The organism is Antarcticirhabdus aurantiaca, from assembly GCF_009765365.1.
GTDB lineage: Bacteria > Pseudomonadota > Alphaproteobacteria > Rhizobiales > Rhizobiaceae > Antarcticirhabdus > Antarcticirhabdus aurantiaca.
In genome coordinates this window covers 121,200-140,160 of record NZ_VTOM01000001.1, presented here as the reverse complement: position 1 = coordinate 140,160, position 18,961 = coordinate 121,200, and the positions used below count along the sequence as shown (strand labels likewise).

The following is an 18,961-nucleotide window of genomic DNA, read 5'->3' as shown; positions in this document are numbered from 1 at the left end:
GGGAGCCGTCCTTTTCGCGACGCCGGAGCCCGCCCCATGGCCGAGAACCAGCCCTCGCTGAAACCCGTCATCCTGTCGCTCTTCGCCACCTATTGGCGCGACGCGCGCTGGATCACCCTCCTCGTCGTCGGCGCGAGCATCGTGGGCGCGCTCTGCGCCATCGCCGCGCCCGTGCTCTTCGCCCGGGCCGTCGACGCGCTGGCGGCTGGCGGCGAACCGGATGCGATCCTGCGCACGCTCCTCCTTTACGCCCTGGTCTTCGGCATCGCCGACGCGCTCGGCGACGCGGCGCGCTACATCCTCGTCCTGTGCGGACAGCGCCTGTCCTTCATCTCGAACTTCGCCTTCTTCTCTCGCCTCCTGCGCAAGACCGCCGGCTTCTTCCTGGAGCGCAACCAAGTCGAGATCGGCAATGCCCGGCGCGAGGGCAGCTACGCCCTCGACCTCGTGCTCCAGTTCGGCATCGGCGGCGTCCTGCCCGGCCTCGTCCAGATCGTCTTCAGCCTCGTCGTGCTCGGCGGGCTCGTCAGCTGGGAAACGGCGCTCATCGTCCTCGTCTACGGCGTCGTCGTCGTCGGGCTCGATTTCGCGCGCGTGGCGAAGGTGAACCCGTCCATCAACGCCGCCATCGACGGCAGCCAGGAGAATGCCAGCCTCGTCGGCAACGCGGTTGCGGTGATCGAGACGCTGCGCCAGACGCGCGGCGAGGCGTGGATGCAGGACCGCTTCCTCGACGGCGCGCGCGGCATCCTTGCCAGCTGGCGCCGCTACGCCCTGGTCAGCGGCGGCTTCGCGGCGGTGGCCGGCCTCGCGGTCGGCCTCCAGCTCGCCGTGACCTTCCTGATCCTCCTGCCCCGCCATGAGGCAGGGACCATCACCGTCGGCGAGATCGTCCTGTTCAATACGCTGCTGCTCCAGCTCAACCAGCCCTGCCGGCTCGTCGGCCAGGCCATCAAGGAGGTCGCCGACGCCCTCGCCCGCTTCCGTCCCTTCGCGGCCATGTGGAGCGCGCCGGAGGACACCGAGCCGGCCGATCCCCTGCCCTTCCCGCCCGGCGCGGGCACGCTCGCCTTCCAGGGCGTCGGCTTCCGCTATCCCAACGGTCGCGGCGTGTCCGATCTCGACTTCACCGTGGTGCGCGGCACGCCGGCCTTTCTCGTCGGCGAAACGGGATCGGGCAAGTCGACGGTGCTGCGGCTGCTCCTGAAGAGCGCCGAGCCGCAGGAAGGCCGCATCCTCGCGGGCGACACCGACGTCACCCGCATCCGCCGCGACGAGTGGTTCGCCCATGTCGGCGTCGTGCCGCAGGACGTCGCGCTCCTCAACGACAGCCTCGCCGTCAACATCGTGCTCGGCCGGCCGCACGACGAGGCGCGGCTGCGCAGCGCGGCCGAGCGGGCCTCGATCCTCGCCCGCATCGAGGCGATGCCCGAGGGCTTCGCGACGACCGTCGGCGAGCGCGGCCTGAAGCTCTCGGGCGGCGAGCGCCAGCGCATCGCCATCGCCCGCGCTCTTTACGGCGAACCGTCCATCCTCCTCCTCGACGAGGCGAGTTCGGCCCTCGACGAGGACACGGAAGCGGAGATCATGGACGGCCTTCGGGCGCTGGCGGGAAGCCTCACCATCCTCGCCGTCACCCACCGCCGCAGCATCATCCGCCCCGGCGATCAGGTGATCCGCCTCAGCGAGGGCGGCCTCGCCTAGCCGAGCACGGGCAGGAAGGGCTGCCCGGCGAGCGCCTGCGCGAAGGTGGCGAGGACGAAGGCGGCGTAGAGGACGGCGAGCACGCCTGCGCCGCGCCGGCCGAGGCGGACCAGCGGCAGGAGAAGAAGGGCCGCGAGCGGCAGGGCGTGCATGGCGTGGGTGGCGAAGAAGTGCGGCACGCGCAGGTCGCCGCCGTCGCGCGCCCAGCCCATCAGCGCGAGCCCGCCCGCGTCCGAGCGCGCGCCGGCGACCCAGTGCCCGTCGCCGGACGACATGGTGCCGGCGGTGATCAGCGTCAGGACGGGGGTGAGGAGGAGCCCGGCGACGATCGCCCGGCGCACGCCCCCGTCGAGCCGGCCAGCGGCGTAGCGCGCAAGGCCCGCGGCGACCGGCAGCGTCATGGCGGTGAGGATCACCGAGCCGGCGCCCATCGCGGCGTAGACTCCCGCGTCGAAGCCGGTGGCGAGGTTGAAGTGCGAGCCGACGCCGCGGGCCGACTGCAGGGTGATCAGCACCTGCTCCAGCGCGATCGCCGCCGCTCCGGCCGCGATCGGCCAGCGGAAGCGGCGCCGGGCGCGCCAGACAGGATCGACGAAGGCGGCGAAGAGCCCGAGCGTCAGGAGATAGAGCGACAGCGCGACGGCGAACTTCATGGGCTTGGCCCAGAGCGAGATGCCGTGCAACTCGCGCGGGTCGAGAAGGGCCGCGAGCGCCAGTGGCGGCAGGACCGCGAGGAGCGCGAAGCCGAGCCGCGTCGTCACCGGCTCCCACGCGGCGATTGGCGGAAGGCCCGAGCGGAAGGCCGGCAGGCGCAGGGCGGTCGCGGTCATGCGCGGTCTCCTTCGAGGTCAGGCGGCGGAAGCGACGGCGCGGCGCCCGGCGGCGGCGCGCACCACGAGAAAGAGCAGGAAGCCGGCCGGGCCGACCAGGAAGGTCGCCGCGAAGCATGGCACGACGAGAAGGAAGGGCACGCCCCGGCGGCGCCCCTCGCGCGCCTCCCAGGCGCCGACCAGGAGGTCGAAGGCGAGGTAGTGGAGCCAGCCGGCGAGGAGCACGGGACGCGACGAGAAGAGCTGCGCCACCTCCTCCAGCGAGCCGAAGCCGCCCTCCGCCTCGCCGAAAAAGGCGAGAACGAGCGCGACGTAGATGACGGCGAGAAGCCCCGGCACGATCCAGCCGGCGATCCGGTCGGACCAGACCGGAATCCAGGGGCTCGCGAGGAGCGCCGCCCAGCCGATCAGGGCGAGGAGGCCGCACAGGGAAAAGATCGTCTCGAGGGTCATGCGCGTCGCCTCCGGGATCGTGACGAGGAGGATAGCGGCCATCTTGTCGGCGTCAAGATAAAATCCTGACATTGTCTAGATCGGGGTGCGATCCTATTGTGGGGTGCGGATCGACGAGCATGAAAGGCGAGCGGGAATGCCGGCGACAAGCGAGCGGACCGAGCGGCGAGGCCAGGCCGGGCGCGGCGGCTACCATCACGGCGACCTTCGCGCCGCGCTCCTCGCGGCGGCCGAGGCGGAACTCGCCGAAAACGGACTCGCCGGCTTCTCGCTGCGCGCGACGGCCCGGCGCGCCGGCGTCAGCCATGCCGCGCCTGCCCACCACTTCGCCAGCGCCGACGCGCTTCTCGCCGCCCTCGCGGTTCTCGGCTTCGAGCGCCTCGTCGCGGCCATGGAAGCGGCCATCGCCGCGGCGGGCGGATCGGCGCGCGCGCGCCTTGCCGCCGCGGGCCGCGGCTACGTCGCCTTCGCCCGCGCCAACCCGCATCTATTCCGGCTGATGTTCTTCGGCAAGCGCCCCGAGAAGCTCGCCCCGGACGGCGTGCCGCAAGCGCCGGGCCGCGCCTTCGCGATGCTGCGCCAAACGGTGGCGGACGTCCTGGGCCCGGGCGCGAGCGAGGCGGAGATCGCCCGCGCCATCGCCGCCGCCTGGGGCCTCGTCCACGGCCTCGCCCACCTCCTCATCGAGGGGGCCGCGGGCTTTCTCCAGCCCTTTCCTCCGGCCGAGCGCGAGGCGATCGTCGCCGACGCGATCGACCGCTTCGCCGCGAGCCTCGGAGCTGGGAGCGTCTAACAGAACCTCGCGGGGTCGGTCTGGCGGGTCTTTGCCGCCACCACGTCCTCTCCACGGGGCGAGCCACGCGTCTCGCCCGTCCTTCGGACCTCGCCTATGCGCTGCATAGGCTGCGCTCGGCTCCTAGCGGTGACGTCAAATCCCTCGCCAGCCCTCCGCCCGGTGGTTCTGTTAGACGCTCTTAGACGTCTTCCCGCATGATGGCGGCGTGGCCGATGTCGGAGCGCCAGAAGCCGGACGGCCAGTCGATCGCCTCGATCGCCCCGTAGGCGATACGCGCCGCCTCGCGCACCGTCGGCCCCCGCGCGGTGACGTTGAGGACGCGCCCGCCGTCCGACAGGAGCGTCCCGTCCGCGCCGAGCTTCGTGCCGGCGTGGAAGACGACGAGGTCGTCGCGCGGCTCGGGCAAGGGGCCGATCGGCGTCCCCTTCGGATAAGCGCCGGGATAGCCCTCCGTCGCCATGACGACGGTCAGCGCCCGGTCGTCGCGCCAGCGCGGCTCGACGCCCGACAGGTCGCCCTTCGCGCAGGCGAGGAGGATCGGCAGGAGGTCGCTCTCGAGGCGCATCATCAGGACCTGCGCCTCCGGATCGCCGAAGCGCACGTTGTATTCGATGAGCTGCGGTCCCTTGTCGGTCAGCATCAGCCCGGCATAGAGCACGCCGCGAAACGGGGTGCCGCGCGCCGCCATGCCCTTGAGCGTCGGCTCGACGATCTCGCGCATCGCCCGCCGCGTCGCCTCGGGCGACAGGTTGATCGCCGGAGAATAGGCGCCCATGCCGCCGGTGTTCGGCCCCCGGTCGCGGTCGAAGGCGCGCTTGTGGTCCTGCGCCGTGCCGAAGAACAAGGCGCCCTTCCCGTCGCACAGGCAGAAGAGGCTCGCCTCCTCGCCTTCGAGGCATTCCTCGACGACGATCTCGGCGCCTTCGGCCTCGAAGCAGCCTTCCACGGCCGCGAGCGCCTCGTCCAGCGTCTGGGCGACGGTGACGCCCTTGCCGGCGGCGAGGCCGTCGGCCTTGATCACGATCGGCACGCCGCGCTGGGCGACGTATTCCAGCGCCGCGTCGCGGTCCGCGAAGCGCTCGTAGCGCGCGGTCGGAATGTTCTGCTCGGCGCAGAGATCCTTGGTGAAGCCCTTCGAGCCCTCGAGCTGCGCGGCGGCCGCCGAGGGGCCGAAGACCGGCACGCCGGCCGCGTCCAGCGCGTCGGCAAGGCCCGCGACGAGCGGCGCTTCCGGGCCGACCACGACGAGGCCGATCGCGTTCTCGCGCGCGAAGTCGACGACGGCGGCGTGGTCGAAGGGATCGAGCGACACGCAGGTCGCGTAGGCGGCAATGCCGGGATTGCCGGGCGCGGCGAAGAAGTTGCCGAGCTCGGGCGACTGGGCGAGCTTCCAGGCCAGCGCGTGCTCGCGCCCGCCCGAACCGATCAGGAGAACATGGGTCGACATGGCTGGCGCTCCTGGCATGGGCGGTCCGCGGCGGCGCACAAGGCGCCCGGCGCGAAAAACTTTCCGTGGCGCTTAAAAGCTTGGCCCACCGCGGGTCAAGGCGGGAACGGACGGTTCGGCCCATCGATCCGACTTGACGGACGGCCTTTGACGGACACTCTGGCCGGCATGTGGAAGACCCAGCACGGCGACGGCGCCGCCTTCGAGAGGGTGGCGGACGCGCCCTCGGACAATTTCGTCTACCGCGCGCTGCCGCGCCGGCTCTGGCCCTACGCGCAGCTGGCGCGCTGGGACCGGCCGATCGGCTGGCAGCTCCTGCTGTGGCCGTGCTGGTGGTCGGCGGCGCTCGCGCCCCAGGCCGTGAGCCCCAGCGCCATGGCGACGGGCCTGCCCAATCCCTGGCATCTCCTGCTCTTTCTCGTCGGGGCGATCGCGATGCGCGGGGCGGGCTGCACCTGGAACGACCTCGTCGACCGGGGCATCGACGCCAAGGTCGCGCGCACGCGCTCGCGCCCCCTGCCCTCGGGCCGGGTCAGCCCGCGCGCGGCCAAGACCTTCCTGGTGATCCAGGCGCTCGTCGGCTTCCTGGTGCTGATCCAGTTCAATCTCTTCGCGGTCCTTCTCGGGATCGCCTCGCTCGGCGTCGTCGCGGTCTACCCCTTTCTCAAGCGGGTGACGGACTGGCCGCAGCTCGGGCTCGGCCTCGCCTTTTCCTGGGGCGCGCTGATGGGATGGGCCGCCTATTGGGGCGCGCTCTCGCCCGCGGCTCTCCTGCTCTACGCCGGATCGATCCTTTGGACGGTCGGCTACGACACGATCTACGCCCATCAGGACAAGGAGGACGACGCGCTCGTCGGCGTCCGCTCGACGGCGCGCCTCTTCGGGGCCCGCACCAAGGAAGCGCTCGGCCTGCTTTATCTCGGCGCCGTCGTCTGCTTCGCGCTCGCCTGCTGGATGACCGGCTCGGACGCCCGCTCGGGGGTCAACTGGCCGGCCTATGCAGGACTTCTGATCGGGGCCGGGCAGATGGCCTGGCAGATCCGCCAGCTCGACATCGACGATCCCGACCAGTGCCTGCGGCTGTTCAAGTCGAACGGCCGCTTCGGCTGGATCCTGTTCTTCGGCTTCCTGTTCTCGGCCCTCTGGTCCCTCGCTTTGCCCCTGCCGCCGGCCTGACGCCGGCGGGAAGGAGGCTCGGGCCTCGGGGCTCAGTCCCGGGCGATGATCTCGGCGCCCTGCACCACCATGCGAAGGCCGAGGCCGCCCGGCTTGCGGCGGGCGAGGAAGCGGGGACGGCGCTTGTTGGCGGCGCGGCGGCGGTTCACCGGCTCGCCGGTCCGCAGCTGCCCGAGGGTTTCCTCCAGCGGCACGACCGCGCCGTCCGATTCGATCATCAGCATGGGCAGGCTGAACAGCTCCGACCAGCCGCGCCAGTCGGCGGCGACGTCGTAGAGGTCGCTGGCCACCAGGAGCGGCACGCAGAGCTTGGGGTCGTCGTGGTGCAGCTCGAGCGTCACCGTGACGCCGCCCTCCGGCGTTTCCATCGCGCGGGCCGCGACGCCGCGGAAGGCGTGGGGCCCGAGCGCGATCGAGATCGGCAGGTCGGCCTTTTCGAGCCGGCGGTTGATCACGGCGCCGCGGCGGTCGACGCGATAGGTCACGCGCTCGCCGTTCTCCATGCGCTCCACCGTCTGGCGGCGGCTCGCCGCTTCCGGGTCCAGGCGAACCGGCTGGGCGGCCCATTCAGGCTTCAGCGGCAGCATCTCGTTCTTAGCCACGGTCATTGTTCGACGCCTTTGTTGCCTCTCCCGAGAGCCGGTGTTCCGGCTTCCCGCGCGGCCGATGTTTTCCCGGCCTTCGATGCTTCAGTTCTAGCGAGGCGGCGTTTATTCCCGGCCTAAGAAAGTCGGTAAACTGATCGTCACTCCCGGAAGGGTTAGCAGATCTAAAAACTAAACTTCGTCTAAATCAGCTTTCCCGGGTTTAAGATGTTGTTTGGATCGAAGACGCCCTTGATGGCGCGCATCAGGTTCATCTCGACCGCCGGCTTGGTGCGGGCGAGCTCCTCGCGCTTCAACTGCCCGATGCCGTGCTCGGCCGAGAAGGAGCCGTCGAGCTCGGCGACGATCGCGTGGACGATCCCGTTGATCTCATACCAGCGGTCCAGGAAGGCCGCCTTGTCCGCCCCGACCGGCTGGGACAGGTTGTAGTGGATGTTGCCGTCGCCGAGGTGCCCGAAGGCGACGATCCGCACGCCCGGAATGGCCGCCGTCACCGCCTTCCCCGCCTCGGCGAGGAAGCGCGGCACGCGCGCGACGGGCACGGACACGTCGTGCTTGATCGAGCCGCCTTCCGGCTTCTGCGCCCAGGACAGGTTCTCGCGCATGTGCCAGAAGTCCTTGGCCTGCCCGAGCGACTGCGCGATCGCCGCGTCCTCGACGATGCCCGCCTCGAAGGCTTCTCCCAGGATCGCCTCCAGGGTCTCGCTCGCGTCCGCTTCCGAGGTCTGCGACGCGATCTCCATCAGGACGTACCAGGCGTGCCGCTGGCCCAGCGGATCGCGGGCGCCCGGCGTGTGGCGCAGCGTGAACTCCATGCCCTGCGCCGCGATCAGCTCGAAGGCAGTGAGCCGCCCGCCGCCGAGCCGCTCCGACACGCCGAGAAGGTCGAGCGCCGCTTCCGGCGAGGCGAGGCCGACATAGGCGACGGCGCGCCCCGCGGGCTTGGGAAAGAGCTTCAGCACAGCCGCGGTGATGACGCCGAGCGTGCCCTCCGAGCCGATCAGGAGGTCGCGCATGTCGTAGCCGCGATTGTCCTTCTTCAAGCGGCGCAGCCCGTGCAGCACCTCGCCGGACGGCAGCACCGCCTCGACACCGAGGCAGAGCTCGCGCGCGTTGCCGTAGGCCAGAACGCCCGTGCCGCCGGCGTTGGAGGACAGGTTGCCGCCGATCTGGCAGGTGCCCTCCGAGCCCAGCGACAAGGGAAAGAACAGTCCCGCCTCCTCGGCGAGGCGCTGCGCCTCGGCCAAAACGACGCCCGCCTCGACGGTCAGCGTGCGTCCGACCGCGTCGACCTCGCGCACGCAGTTGAGCCGCGCCAGCGACAGGACGATCTCGCCCTCCGAGCGCGGCTGCTGCCCGCCGACGAGCCCCGTATTGCCGCCCTGCGGCACGACGGGGGTCTTCGTTTCGTTGGCGAGCGCCAGGATGGCGGAGATCTCCTCGACGCTGCCGGGCCGAAGGACGAGGCGCGTGCGGCCCGGCCAGAGATCGCGCGGCTCGGACAGGAAGGGGGCGAGGAGGTCCGGCGCGCTCAGCGCGTTGGCCGGTCCCGTGATGGCGGAAAAGCGCGCCAGGAGCTCGTCGGAGATCGGCGGCAGGGCGTCGGCGGCGGAAGAAGAAGCGGTCGGGATCATGCGTCCCCTGTACTCCGCCTCGCGGCCCGCCGCCACCGGGCGTCCGGCGCGTCAGCCGCGCGGCGCGGCGGCGCGTCGCAGGCGGTCGGCGATCGCCTCGCCGAGCCCGGTCGCGGGGATCGGCTCGACGGCGATCGCCTCGATGTCCGGCCGGTCGAAACGGTGGAGCGCGGCGAAGAGGTTCGCCGCGGCTTCCACGAGATCGCCCGACGGGCTGAGGTTGACGAAGTCCAGCGCCTCGGCCCGGTTCGCCGCACCCTCTGGCCCGAAGCCGATCAGCGCCTCGCCCGGCTCGACGCGCCGTGCGTCCAGCCGCACGCGCCCCTGCGGCGCGTAGTGCGACAGGAGCTGGCCCGGCGATTCGATGCCGCTTCCCGCCTCGGGATCGACCACCGGCAGGCCGGCGGCGTCCGCCAGCGCCTCCCGGTCGATCGGACCGGGGCGCAGGAGCACGAGCCGGTCGGGCAAAGGCTTCACCACCGTCGATTCGAGGCCGTGCGGCGCCCGCCCGCCGTCGAGAACGGCCGCGATCCGGCCGGAAAGCCCGCGCATCACGTCGCTCGCGGCGGTCGGGCTGATGCGCCCCGAAGGATTGGCGCTCGGGGCGACGACCGGCCGGCCGAGCCGAGCGATCACGTCGGCCATGGCCCCGCGCGGCATGCGCAGCGCCAGCGTGTCGAGCCCGCCGGAGGCGAGCGGATGAACGGCCGAGCCCGCCGCCTTCGGCAAGACCAGCGTCAAGGGCCCCGGCCAGAAGCGGGCGGCGAGCCGCTCGGTCGCCGCGTCGAGATGAACGTCTCGCCGCGCCATGGCGAGGTCGCTGACATGGACGATCAGGGGATTGAAGCGCGGGCGGCCCTTGGCCTCGAACACGGCGGCAACGGCCTCGCCGCGCGCCGCGTCGGCGGCGAGGCCGTAGACGGTTTCGGTCGGCAGCGCCACGAGGGCGCCCGCGTCGAGGAGGTCGGCGGCGCGCCCGATCGATGCGGGATCGTCGGGCGACAGGAGGATGGTGGTCGTCGTCACCGGACCGGCATCGCAGAAGTCGGGACAAATAAAAAGGGCAGCGGTCCGAGGGGGGTCGACCGCTGCCCTTGAAGCATCCGGAGGGGTACCGGACGACGTCTTCGATCGCGAGGCCGCAGGGGTCGCCGGCTGGAAAGGGCGAATGAGGCGCGCGTCGGGGGAACGTGCGGCTCGTCCGTTTGTCCCTTCCGGGGGATGCCGGCATCGGCGTCGCATACGGAAGTCTGCACGATGAACCGCGGGCCGCGGAAAAGGTTCCGCGATCTTCGGAGAATTTTTACCATTCCGTCCGAAGCTGATCTCGGAGCTCCCGCGGAGCCCCGAAAGCGAAGCGCCGCCTCCTGTCGGAAGCGGCGCCGGATGGGACGTGCGGGATGAGAAGCGCGGATCAGCGCGTGGCGGCGAAGGCGTCGGAAACGCGCGCGTCGGCCGCTTCGAGCTCGGCCGTCAACGTCCCGCGCGACGGCGCGCCGGCGCGAAGAATGCGCCCTCCCCTCGATTGACTGAAGGCTGCCCGCGCCTCCGACAGGATGTCGGCAGGCGCTGCCGGTCCTTGCAGGCCGGCCAGCGTCTCGCCCTTGGCGGCGAGGATCTCGCTCAGCCGCGAGCGCTGCCCCAGCGAGGTTTCGCGCTGGGGATGGGCGGGGGCCGCCGCCTCGCCGCGGGTGAGAAGCGGCACCTGCGTCGCGGCCAAGGCGAGGCCCTTCAGCGCGGCGGCGTAGCTTTCGGCGAAGGTCGCGGGCTCGATGGCGTGGAAGGCGGCGGTCGCCTGCTTCGCCGCGGCGCTCGCGCCGTCGTCGGCGCGAACCGTGCCGGTGGCCATGGGATCGCGCGCATCGAGGGCGGCGACCTTGGCCGCCTCGGCGGTGGCCGGTGCCGGCTTCTCGTGGGCGGCGGCGGTCAGGAGTTCCAACGGATCGATGCGCGGCGTCTCGCCCTCGGTCGGACCGTAGGCGGCGACGAGGCTGGCGCCCGGCTCGGTCGGAGCCGGAGCCGGAGCCTGCGCCTCGGCCACCTCGACGACCTCGGCTACCGCCTGCTTCGCCTCGTCCGAGACCGACGCGATGAGCGCGCCCGGATCGGCGACGTCACGGCGCGGCAGAAGCTCGCGGAACGGCCATTCCTCCCGCAGCTCCGCCACCGTCAGGGGCGACACGTTCACGTCGATGTCGGTCTTGGCGCCCGGCACCCGGTAGGGACAGGAGCGGGCGTTGCAGTTGTGCATGGAGGAGAACTGCCAGAGCGCGTAGCTCGGCCAGGTCTCAGTCGGGAACTTGCCGGTGATGTCGTCGCGGTAGCGCGCATACCAGAGCGGCAGGCGCGACAGGAGCGGATAGGTCTCGGCGTGGTCGGACACGAACTGCGCCGTCGAGCCGTTGGTGTAGAGGACGGGATAGCGCCCGGTGCGGATCTTGATCTGGTCGGCGAAGATCTCGGCGTCGGCCAGGCTCATCCACTCGGAGGTGTTGTCCTCGATGTCGAGCGCGATCAGCTCGTCGGGGCCGGGCTCGGCGAAGTCGATGAAGTGGTCGGCCTGCTCGCGCGGGTTTCCGGGGCGGCCGAGATGGTAGGCGCCCCACAGGAGGCCCTTCATCTTCGCCATGGCCCGGCGGGTCATGTAGAGTTCCTTGGTGACCTCGTACTTCCACCAGCGGTTCTTGCAGAGCTTCTCGTCGTCGCCGGTCAGCTTGCCGCAGCGCCAGTCGGGCGGAAGCCCGTCGGAGGCCTTGTTGATGAAGCCGGCGATCCGATCGTCGCCGGTCATCTTCTCCCAGTCGATGGGATTGAACTCGTAGGCGTCGATGACGAGCGCCCGGGTCTCGTCCTTCCACGGCGCCTTCCAGTCGGCGCGAGCGCCCGACGCCAGAAGAACGGTGCCGGCCGCGATGGCACAGGCGAGCTTCATGGCTGCCGCGAGAGCGGCGGTCATCGTCGTCATTCGCAAGGCATCCCCTCGAAGGCGCAGCTGTCAGTCCATGAACGCCAGGGCGATCGAAACCCCGTTCCCCCTGCCCGGCGTGACTGACGCTATCGGGTGACAATCGGGCAGGTTTCGGGACGACGACGATCACAGAAACGTGACAGGCCGCTGTTTATGCTCAGGCGGCGACGGACCCTTCGAAGAAGTCTCCCTTGTTCCACCAACGGGTTCCGACCGTTCGATGGTTAATCATCCGGGTTAACGGGCGATGAAGAGGGCCGCGCCGCGCCTCTGGACAGGAGGGGCGGCGCCGTTGAAGCCGCGAGATCAGCCGCTGATTCGCGAGAAGTCCGCGACCCGCAGCGTCGCCGCCCGGATGCGCGACAGAAGCGCCAGGCGGTTCGCCCGCAGCCGCTCGTCCTCGGCGTTGACGAGGACGGTTTCGAAGAAGCCGTCGACGAAGGGCCGCAGCTCGGCCAGGGCGGCCATGGCCCTGGGGTAGTCGCGGCCCTGCAGCGCCTCGTCGAGCAGCATCTCGGCCCGGTCGATGGCGCCGGCGAGCGCCGTTTCCGCCGGCTCGCCCGCGGCGGCCAGAAGCTGGAGATCGACCGCCTCCGGCACCACGGCGCCCTTCTTCTCCTCGGCCGCGAGGATGTTGGCGGCGCGGCGCGTTCCGGCCAGCAAGTTCGCCCCGTCCGGCGTGTCGAGGAAGGCGCCGAGCGCGGCGACGCGCCGCGACACGTCGAGAAGATCGTCCTTGGCCCCCGCCCCGCCGGTTCCGCCCGACAGGACGGCGTCGAGAAGGTCGTGCCGCGCGCCCTCGTCGCGCAGCTGCACCTTCAGGCGATCGTGGAAGAAGGCGAGGAGATCTTCGGTGGTTTCGACCGCAAACGGAACCGCGCCGGTCTGCTCTTCAAACAATCTCGCAAGTAGATCCTTCGCCATTGTCATTCGGATCTCGATGCCGCTGCCGGCAAACCACTTGCGCTCCGTGTCGTAATCGAATTTTCTTTGATCAATAAGATAAGGCATAAGATCGCCTATATGGCGAAGAAGAACACTTCTCAGACTGATGGAAACACTTGCCGCGAGAATGATTCGGATGACGCCGAGCGCGGCGCGGCGCAGCGCATAAGGATCCTTCGAGCCCGTCGGCTTCTCGTCGATCGACCAGAAGCCGACCAGCGTGTCGAGCTTGTCGGCGAGCGCCACCGCGATCGCCACCGGCTCGCTCGGCACCCGGTCTCCGGGGCCGAGCGGCTTGTAGTGGTCCTCGACCGCCACCTGGACGGCCGGCGCCTCGCCCTGCAGCGTCGCGTAGTAGCGGCCCATCAGGCCCTGCAGCTCGGGGAACTCGCCGACGGCCTCCGTCGTCAGGTCCGCCTTGGCGAGCAGCGCGGCGCGGCGCGCCTCCGCCCGATCGGCGCCGACGAGCGGCGCGATGGCCTCGGCAAGGGCCGCGATGCGGCGCACGCGCTGCCCCTGCGTGCCGAGCTTGGCGTGGAAGGTGACGCCGAGCGCGTCGAGCTTGGCCATGCGCTGGTCGAGCGGCTTGGAGAGATCCAGCCCGAGATCGGCGGCCGAGGCCCGCAGACCCTCGAGGTCCGGCAGGTCGCGCCGGTCGGTTTCCCAGAAGTAGAGCGCGTCCGAGAGCCGCGCGCGCACGACCTTGCCGTTGCCGCGCGCGATCTCCGCGCCCCCGTCCGGGGCCTCGATGTTGGAGACGAGGATGAAGTCGTTGGACAGGCTCCCGCCGCCTTGTCGCCTCGTCACGAAGCACTTCTGGTTGGCGCGGATCGTGGAGCGGATGACCTCCGGCGGGATGTCGAGAAAGGCCGCGTCGAAGCCGCCCATGATCGCCACCGGCCATTCCACGAGGCCCGACACCTCCTCCAGGAGCGCGTCGTCCGGCACGACTTCGAGGCCCCGCGCGAAGGCGAGGTTCTCCGCATCGTGCCGGATGATCTCGCGCCGCCGCTCGGCGTCGAGGACGACATGGGCCTTTTCCAGCTTGTCGGCGTAGTCGGCGAAGCGGCGCACGGCGAACTCGGCCGGCGCGTGGAAGCGGTGGCCGACCGTCCGGTTGCCCGAACGGATGCCGCCCACCTCGAAGTCGACCACCACCGGCTCGGCCGTTTCCGGCCCGAAGGTGCACAGGATCGACTGGAGCGGACGCACCCAGCGAAGGCTGCCGGGCTCGGCCGAGGCCGCGCCCCAGCGCATCGATTTCGGCCAGGGGAAGTCGCGGATGATGCCCGGCATCACGCTCGCCACGATCTCTTCCGCCGGCCGGCCGTTTCTGCGGATGTGGGCGACGAAGAAGTCGCCCTTCTTCGGATCGCTGTGGACGTGCGCCTCCGAGATCGAGGACAGGCCCGCCCCGCGCAGGAAGCCCTCGATCGCCTTCTCGTTGGCGTCCGTCCGCGGCCCCTTGCGCTCCTCCACGACGTCGCGCGAGCGCGCGTCGAGGCCGCGGATGTCGAGGGTGAGGCGGCGCGGCGTCCAGTATTCCCGCGCGCCCTCGAAGGTCAGGCCCGCGGCGATCAGCGCGTCGGTGACGAGCGTCTTCAGGTCGCCCGCCGCCTTGCGCTGCATGCGGGCGGGAATTTCCTCGGAGCGGAGTTCGAGAAGGAGATCGGGCATGGGACGAGCACTCGGGCGCAAACGGGCTTCGGGTCGGGTCGCGCACCGTCTAGGGCCTCGACGGCGAGGCGTAAAGGTGAGACAATCCTGCCGTAGCGTCAGGTCAGCGCGCCCGCGCGGCGCCCGGCCGGCGCGATCCGATCTCGGGGGATGAGCGGAATGACGCATTGGCGACTGATCGCGGGGGCGGCATCGCTCGCCCTGGCCGGCCTTTTCGCGCCGGCGGTGGCGCAGACTGCGGCCGCGGAAAGCGTCGAGGTGGCGCCGGGCCTCAAGGCCAGCGTCGTCTCGCTGAAGCGCCTGCCGGGCAAGCCCCTTGTGCAGCTCGACTACGTCCTGGAGAACACCGGCGAGGCGACGGTCGACCTCGGCGAGGCGGGGCTTGCCGGCATCCAGGGCCTCAGCGGCATCGGCCTCCTCGATTTTGCCAACGAGACCGAGTACCGCATCGGCACGGCGGACGACTGCCTCTGCTCCGACGCGCCGGAGGACAACGCGCTCGCCGCCAAGGCGCGCTTCGAGGGCTGGGCCTGGTTCAGCCCGCCCGAGACCGTCAACGGCCCGCTGGCGGTCCGCTTCGGCTCCGCCCGGCCGATCCTCGACGTGCCGCTGGACTGAGCATGCGCCGCGCCGCAGCTCTCCTGCCGCTCCTTCTCCTCGCCCCGCCCGCCGGCGCCTACACCACCAACGCGCCGCCTGGCGAGCTGCCGGAGCGTGCCAACTTCAACGCCCCGCGCATCGCATTCAACGCCCCGCGCATCACCTTCAACCGGCCCTCGATCACCTTCAACGCTCCGCACGTCACCTTCAACGCGGAGCGGCTGACCGACGAGGAGAAGGCCTTCGCGCCGAAGTCCGCCCCTGCTCCCGCGCCGCCCGAACCCGAACCGCTGGCCGAGGGGCTGGCGGTGACGGAGGAAGCGGGCGGCGTGCGCTACACGCTTTCGGCCGACATCCTGTTCGACTTCGACGCGGCCACGCTCCGCCCGAAAGCGCGCGAGGCGCTCGCCGCCCTGTCGGCGGACGCCCGCCGCCGCTTTCCCTCCGCGACCTTCCTCGTCGAGGGCCACACCGATGCGAAGGGCTCGGACGCCTACAATCAGGCGCTGTCCGAGCGCCGGGCCGAGTCGGTGAAGGCCTTCCTCACCGACGCCGAGAGCTTCTCCGCCGCCGACATCGAAACGACCGGCCTCGGCGAGAGCCGGCCCGCCGCGCCGAACGAGACGGCGAGCGGGGGCGACGATCCCGAAGGCCGCCAGAAGAACCGCCGCGTCGAGATCCTGGTGCGCCCGGCGTCCTGATCAGCCGGCTCGGCCGGGCAGCGCCGCGACGAGCTGCGCCACCGCGCGCGGGCTCGTCAGGCGATGCTTGGCGCGGATGGCCGCGCTTTCGAAGAACCGCGCCTGCGCCGGCCGGGAGTGCCGGGGAAAATCCCAGGTCCAGCGGACAAAGGTCCAGTCGAGCCGCTCGGGGCAGTCCGCCGCCATGTCCGGCCGCACCCGCCCGTGGGAGCGCGCGATCCGCCGCAGCACGCGCGCCGTGCACAGGAGACGCGGCAGGTCGAGCCAGATCAGCGTGTCGGCCTTGGCCGCGCGGATCGGGAGCGTGCGCGAATTGTTGCCCTCGAAGACCCAGCCGTCCTCGGCCACCGCCGCTTCGACGAGCGCCGGCATCTCTTCGGGCGGCCGCATTCGCCAGCCGGGCAGCCAGTAGAGCTGGTCGATGTGAACGACCCGCAGCCCCAGCCGCCGCCCGATTTCGCGCGCGAGCGTCGACTTGCCGCTGCCGGGGCTCCCGATGATCATCACGTTGCGGCCGACCGGCGCGCGGCCGGCCGCGGACAGCGATCCGTCATCGGGCATGCAACGGCTCCGGCAGCAATCAGATGGTGCTGCCGAACGTATCACACTGGTTGGTGTCGCCCGACTGGAAACCGCGGCGGAACCATTCGACGCGCTGCGCCGAGGTGCCGTGGGTGAACGAGTCCGGCACGACGTCGCCGCCCGAGCGGCGCTGGAGCGTGTCGTCGCCGATCTGCGAGGCGGCGTTCAGCGCCTCCTCGATGTCGCCGTCCTCCAGGTATCCGGCCTGGCCGGAATCATGCGCCCAGATGCCGGCATAGCAATCGGCCTGGAGCTCGACCTTCACCGACAGGGCGTTAGCCTCGGCCTCGCTCATGCCGCGGCGCGCCCGGTCGGTGTCCTCCATGACGCCGGTGAGGTTCTGGACGTGATGGCCGACCTCGTGGGCGATGACGTAGGCCTGCGCGAAGTCGCCCGGCGCGTTGAGCTGGCCCTGGAGCTGCTGGAAGAAGGACAGGTCGATGTAGAGCTTCCGGTCGCCCGGGCAGTAGAACGGCCCCGTCGCCGAGCCCGCGATGCCGCAGGCCGACTGGACGCGGTTCTCGAACAGCACCAGCGTCGGCTCGGCATAGGTCGAGCCGGCCTGCTGGAACCGCCGGTTCCAGACGTCCTCGGTATCGGCGAGAACGGTCGCGACGAAATCGTCCGTTTCGTCCGCCGTTCCCTGCACGCCCGGCCCGCTGTTCGAGGCCGTGGTCGTCGTGCCGCTGCCGTAGTTGCCCTCGCCGAACAGCACCATCGGGTTGATGCCGAAGCCGAACCAGAGGATCAGCGCGGCGATGATCAGGAAGACGATGCTGCCGCCGCCGGCACGCACCGGCCCGCGCATGCCGCCCCCGCCGCCCCGGCCGAAGCCGCCGGGCGAGATCCCGCCCCCGCCCCGCCGGTCGTCGATGTTGCCGCTCTGGCGGCGCCCTTTCCACTGCATGGCCCGAGGCTCCCTGCGATCACGCCCTTCGTGAGCGATATGGGAGCCAAAGTGATGAGGAACATGGCGCGATCGTTGACCGGCTAGGCCGGCGTCGCCATTCTGGGGACGAACCGGCCTCGGCAACAGGAGCGACCGATGGCATCCGCCCACCCCCGCATCGTTTCCGATCCCGCCATCTGCGGCGGTCGTCCGGTCGTCCGGGGCACCCGGATGCGCGTCGCGGATATCCTCGCTCTGCTCGGCGAGGGCGCCTCGCGCGCGGAGATCCTGGCCGACTACGACTATCTGACCGACGAGGACATCACCGCGTCGCTCGTCTACGCAGCCGAGATGCTCGACCACCGCGTCATCCGGGCGGCCTGACCATCGTGCGGTTTCTGGTCGACGCGCAGTTGCCGCCCGACCTCGTCCTGTTTCTGCGCAGCCACGGCCACGAGGCCGATCACGTCAGCCGCCTTCGGCTGGGATCGGCGACGGACGAGGCGATCTGGAACCACGCCTGCGCGACGCGATCCGTTCTCGTCACGAAGGACATCGATTTCCGCCATCTCGCCGATGGCGCGGCTTTCGGCGCGCCCGTGGTCTGGGTGCGGCTCGGGAACACGCGCAACGCGGCGCTGCGCGAGGCCTTCGCGCGCGTCCTTCCCGAAATCGTCGCCGGCATCGACGCCGGCGAGATGCTCATCGAGCTGCGCTAGCCGCCCCGCCCGCATCCGTCATCAGGAACGCCTCGCCGCAGGCCTTGGCGAGCGTCCTCACGCGCAGGATGTAGCTCTGGCGCTCCGTCACCGAGATCACGCCGCGCGCGTCGAGGAGGTTGAAGGCGTGGCTTGCCTTGATCGCCTGGTCGTAGGCCGGCAGCACGCATTTGTGGAGGCCGCCTGCCTCCCCCGGCGCGCCCGCCGACAGGAGCGCCCGGCATTCCTTTTCCGCGTCCTCGAAGTGGCGCAGCAGGATGCTTGTATCGGCATATTCGAAGTTGAAGCGCGAATATTCCTGCTCGGCCTGGAGGAAGACGTCGCCGTAGGTGACCTTTTCCGCGCCCTCGCGGCCGTTGAAGTTCAGGTCGTAGACGTTGTCGACGTTCTGGACGTACATCGCGAGGCGCTCGAGCCCGTAGGTCAATTCGCCCGCCACCGGCGCGCATTCGATGCCGCAGACCTGCTGGAAGTAGGTGAACTGCGACACCTCCATCCCGTCGCACCAGCATTCCCAGCCGAGGCCCCAGGCGCCGAGCGTCGGGCTCTCCCAGTCGTCCTCGACGAAGCGGATGTCGTGCAGCGCCATGTCGACGCCGATCGCACGCAGTGAGCCGAGATAGAGCTCCTGGAGGTTCGGCGGGTTCGGCTTCAGGATGACCTGGTACTGGTAATAATGCTGCAGACGGTTCGGGTTCTCGCCGTAGCGCCCGTCCTTGGGCCGGCGCGAGGGCTGGACATAGGCCGCGTTCCAGGGCTTGGGACCCAGCGCCCGCAGCGTCGTCGCCGGGTGGAAGGTGCCCGCGCCCACCTCCATGTCGTAGGGCTGGAGCACGACGCAGCCGTAGTCCGCCCAGTAGCGGTGGAGGGTCAGGATCAGCGCCTGGAAGGAGCGGCGGGGATCCATGTGGGGCGGCAGGTCGGTGAGGGCGGACACGGGCGGCGCAAACCTTCGAACAGGGCCGCGCGGAGCCAGTCGGCCCGGCGCTCGGCGTTTCGCCGCGCGAGGTGCCACGCCCGGCCGCGAAGGGTCAAGGCCGGGACGGGCGCTTCAGTCCTGCTTCAAGCGGTAGACGCCGTCGGCCCCGCGCACCAGCGTGCCCTGCGCGCCGCTGCGCAGTTCCGCTTCCGCGCGCTTGGAGCGCTCGGAGACGCGGGCAGCCTCCTTCTTCATCTGGTTATAGCCGTACCACGCCGCGGCGCCGGCGAAGCCGAGGAGGATCAGGGGGGGCATG

19 protein-coding genes are annotated in these 18,961 nt (G+C 70.8%); 7 read left to right on the top strand and 12 right to left on the bottom strand.

What is annotated here, in order from left to right; translation table 11 throughout:
- The first annotated feature begins 36 nt into the window (after nt 1-36).
- Nucleotides 37-1,704, top strand: coding sequence for an ABC transporter ATP-binding protein (locus FZN60_RS00670; RefSeq protein ID WP_158870019.1), 1,668 nt, complete (start codon nt 37-39; stop codon nt 1,702-1,704).
- Here the strand turns inward: FZN60_RS00670 and FZN60_RS00665 are convergent.
- Together FZN60_RS00665 and FZN60_RS00660 are read right to left on the bottom strand one after the other, a co-directional pair.
- Nucleotides 1,701-2,534 carry a hypothetical protein gene (locus FZN60_RS00665; RefSeq protein WP_158870017.1) on the bottom strand — a complete coding sequence of 278 codons (834 nt, stop codon included), beginning with the start codon at nt 2,532-2,534 and terminating at the stop codon, nt 1,701-1,703. The genes FZN60_RS00670 and FZN60_RS00665 overlap by 4 nt on opposite strands.
- Nucleotides 2,535-2,552: 18 nt before the next feature.
- Nucleotides 2,553-3,029, bottom strand: a complete 477-nt coding sequence (locus FZN60_RS00660) for an ABA4-like family protein (protein WP_246726505.1) — start codon at nt 3,027-3,029, stop codon at nt 2,553-2,555.
- A gap of 94 nt (nt 3,030-3,123) precedes the next feature.
- Between FZN60_RS00660 and FZN60_RS00655 the strand changes: the two genes are divergently transcribed.
- On the top strand, nt 3,124-3,780 hold the full coding sequence (locus FZN60_RS00655) for a TetR-like C-terminal domain-containing protein (RefSeq protein WP_158870015.1): 657 nt from the start codon (nt 3,124-3,126) through the stop codon (nt 3,778-3,780).
- A 181-nt stretch (nt 3,781-3,961) separates the two neighbouring features.
- Here FZN60_RS00655 and purD read toward each other — a convergent pair whose 3' ends face one another.
- On the bottom strand, nt 3,962-5,230 hold the full coding sequence (gene purD / locus FZN60_RS00650; protein WP_158870013.1) for a phosphoribosylamine--glycine ligase: 1,269 nt from the start codon (nt 5,228-5,230) through the stop codon (nt 3,962-3,964).
- Between the two features lie 168 nt (nt 5,231-5,398).
- Here purD and ubiA point away from each other — a divergent pair, with 168 nt between their 5' ends.
- Nucleotides 5,399-6,406 (top strand): 4-hydroxybenzoate octaprenyltransferase, encoded by a 1,008-nt coding sequence (gene ubiA, locus FZN60_RS00645; RefSeq protein WP_158870618.1) that lies wholly within the window; start codon nt 5,399-5,401, stop codon nt 6,404-6,406.
- Nucleotides 6,407-6,438: 32 nt separating this feature from the next.
- On the opposite strand, the gene FZN60_RS00640 is transcribed toward ubiA, so the two are convergent.
- The 5 genes from FZN60_RS00640 to glyS all read right to left on the bottom strand — a co-directional run bounded on the left by FZN60_RS00640 (nt 6,439) and on the right by glyS (nt 14,235).
- A complete protein-coding gene (locus FZN60_RS00640) occupies nt 6,439-7,014 on the bottom strand; it encodes a DUF6101 family protein (RefSeq protein WP_158870011.1) in 576 nt (191 codons plus the stop codon).
- A 179-nt stretch (nt 7,015-7,193) separates the two neighbouring features.
- Nucleotides 7,194-8,645 (bottom strand): FAD-binding oxidoreductase, encoded by a 1,452-nt coding sequence (locus FZN60_RS00635; RefSeq protein ID WP_158870009.1) that lies wholly within the window; start codon nt 8,643-8,645, stop codon nt 7,194-7,196.
- Nucleotides 8,646-8,696: 51 nt separating this feature from the next.
- A complete protein-coding gene (locus tag FZN60_RS00630) occupies nt 8,697-9,671 on the bottom strand; it encodes an L-threonylcarbamoyladenylate synthase (RefSeq protein WP_246726504.1) in 975 nt (324 codons plus the stop codon).
- Nucleotides 9,672-10,059: 388 nt separating this feature from the next.
- Nucleotides 10,060-11,610 carry a glycoside hydrolase family 25 protein gene (locus FZN60_RS00625; RefSeq protein ID WP_158870005.1) on the bottom strand — a complete coding sequence of 517 codons (1,551 nt, stop codon included), beginning with the start codon at nt 11,608-11,610 and terminating at the stop codon, nt 10,060-10,062.
- Between the two features lie 309 nt (nt 11,611-11,919).
- Entirely contained in the window at nt 11,920-14,235 is a 2,316-nt protein-coding gene (glyS, locus tag FZN60_RS00620; RefSeq protein WP_158870003.1) for a glycine--tRNA ligase subunit beta, read from the bottom strand.
- A 159-nt stretch (nt 14,236-14,394) separates the two neighbouring features.
- On the opposite strand from glyS, the gene FZN60_RS00615 reads away from it, so the two are divergent.
- Nucleotides 14,395-14,853 carry a hypothetical protein gene (locus FZN60_RS00615; RefSeq protein ID WP_158870001.1) on the top strand — a complete coding sequence of 153 codons (459 nt, stop codon included), beginning with the start codon at nt 14,395-14,397 and terminating at the stop codon, nt 14,851-14,853.
- 2 nt (nt 14,854-14,855) lie between these two features.
- Nucleotides 14,856-15,536 carry an OmpA family protein gene (locus FZN60_RS00610; RefSeq protein WP_158869999.1) on the top strand — a complete coding sequence of 227 codons (681 nt, stop codon included), beginning with the start codon at nt 14,856-14,858 and terminating at the stop codon, nt 15,534-15,536.
- Here FZN60_RS00610 and FZN60_RS00605 read toward each other — a convergent pair whose 3' ends face one another.
- Together FZN60_RS00605 and ypfJ are read right to left on the bottom strand one after the other, a co-directional pair.
- Complete coding sequence (locus FZN60_RS00605; protein ID WP_158869997.1) at nt 15,537-16,097, bottom strand: P-loop NTPase family protein; 561 nt, start codon at nt 16,095-16,097, stop codon at nt 15,537-15,539.
- A gap of 19 nt (nt 16,098-16,116) precedes the next feature.
- Nucleotides 16,117-17,025, bottom strand: coding sequence for a KPN_02809 family neutral zinc metallopeptidase (gene ypfJ / locus FZN60_RS00600; RefSeq protein WP_158869995.1), 909 nt, complete (start codon nt 17,023-17,025; stop codon nt 16,117-16,119).
- Nucleotides 17,026-17,163: 138 nt separating this feature from the next.
- Between ypfJ and FZN60_RS00595 the strand changes: the two genes are divergently transcribed.
- A complete protein-coding gene (locus FZN60_RS00595) occupies nt 17,164-17,391 on the top strand; it encodes a DUF433 domain-containing protein (RefSeq protein WP_158869993.1) in 228 nt (75 codons plus the stop codon).
- Between the two features lie 5 nt (nt 17,392-17,396).
- Nucleotides 17,397-17,726 carry a DUF5615 family PIN-like protein gene (locus FZN60_RS00590; protein WP_158869991.1) on the top strand — a complete coding sequence of 110 codons (330 nt, stop codon included), beginning with the start codon at nt 17,397-17,399 and terminating at the stop codon, nt 17,724-17,726.
- Here the strand turns inward: FZN60_RS00590 and FZN60_RS00585 are convergent.
- Nucleotides 17,710-18,633 carry a glycine--tRNA ligase subunit alpha gene (locus tag FZN60_RS00585; RefSeq protein WP_199266454.1) on the bottom strand — a complete coding sequence of 308 codons (924 nt, stop codon included), beginning with the start codon at nt 18,631-18,633 and terminating at the stop codon, nt 17,710-17,712. The genes FZN60_RS00590 and FZN60_RS00585 overlap by 17 nt on opposite strands.
- A 144-nt stretch (nt 18,634-18,777) precedes the next feature.
- Nucleotides 18,778-18,960: a hypothetical protein gene (locus tag FZN60_RS00580; protein ID WP_158870616.1), complete on the bottom strand. Its 183-nt coding sequence runs from the start codon at nt 18,958-18,960 to the stop codon at nt 18,778-18,780.
- Nucleotide 18,961: the final 1 nt, after the last annotated feature.

Excerpts from the sequence above, each read along its gene's own strand:
- FZN60_RS00610 (WP_158869999.1), top strand. The coding sequence starts at position 14,856 with ATGCGCCGCGCCGCAGCTCTCCTGCCGCTCCTTCTCCTCGCCCCGCCC.
- FZN60_RS00635 (WP_158870009.1), bottom strand. The coding sequence starts at position 8,645 with ATGATCCCGACCGCTTCTTCTTCCGCCGCCGACGCCCTGCCGCCGATC.
- FZN60_RS00615 (WP_158870001.1), top strand. The coding sequence starts at position 14,395 with ATGACGCATTGGCGACTGATCGCGGGGGCGGCATCGCTCGCCCTGGCC.
- FZN60_RS00625 (WP_158870005.1), bottom strand. The coding sequence starts at position 11,610 with ATGACGACGATGACCGCCGCTCTCGCGGCAGCCATGAAGCTCGCCTGT.
- FZN60_RS00655 (WP_158870015.1), top strand. The coding sequence starts at position 3,124 with ATGCCGGCGACAAGCGAGCGGACCGAGCGGCGAGGCCAGGCCGGGCGC.
- purD (WP_158870013.1), bottom strand. The coding sequence starts at position 5,230 with ATGTCGACCCATGTTCTCCTGATCGGTTCGGGCGGGCGCGAGCACGCG.
- FZN60_RS00660 (WP_246726505.1), bottom strand. The coding sequence starts at position 3,029 with ATGGCCGCTATCCTCCTCGTCACGATCCCGGAGGCGACGCGCATGACC.
- FZN60_RS00665 (WP_158870017.1), bottom strand. The coding sequence starts at position 2,534 with ATGACCGCGACCGCCCTGCGCCTGCCGGCCTTCCGCTCGGGCCTTCCG.
- ypfJ (WP_158869995.1), bottom strand. The coding sequence starts at position 17,025 with ATGCAGTGGAAAGGGCGCCGCCAGAGCGGCAACATCGACGACCGGCGG.
- FZN60_RS00670 (WP_158870019.1), top strand. The coding sequence starts at position 37 with ATGGCCGAGAACCAGCCCTCGCTGAAACCCGTCATCCTGTCGCTCTTC.
- FZN60_RS00580 (WP_158870616.1), bottom strand. The coding sequence starts at position 18,960 with ATGCCCCCCCTGATCCTCCTCGGCTTCGCCGGCGCCGCGGCGTGGTAC.
- FZN60_RS00640 (WP_158870011.1), bottom strand. The coding sequence starts at position 7,014 with ATGACCGTGGCTAAGAACGAGATGCTGCCGCTGAAGCCTGAATGGGCC.
- glyS (WP_158870003.1), bottom strand. The coding sequence starts at position 14,235 with ATGCCCGATCTCCTTCTCGAACTCCGCTCCGAGGAAATTCCCGCCCGC.
- FZN60_RS00595 (WP_158869993.1), top strand. The coding sequence starts at position 17,164 with ATGGCATCCGCCCACCCCCGCATCGTTTCCGATCCCGCCATCTGCGGC.
- FZN60_RS00585 (WP_199266454.1), bottom strand. The coding sequence starts at position 18,633 with ATGGATCCCCGCCGCTCCTTCCAGGCGCTGATCCTGACCCTCCACCGC.
- FZN60_RS00605 (WP_158869997.1), bottom strand. The coding sequence starts at position 16,097 with ATGCCCGATGACGGATCGCTGTCCGCGGCCGGCCGCGCGCCGGTCGGC.
- ubiA (WP_158870618.1), top strand. The coding sequence starts at position 5,399 with ATGTGGAAGACCCAGCACGGCGACGGCGCCGCCTTCGAGAGGGTGGCG.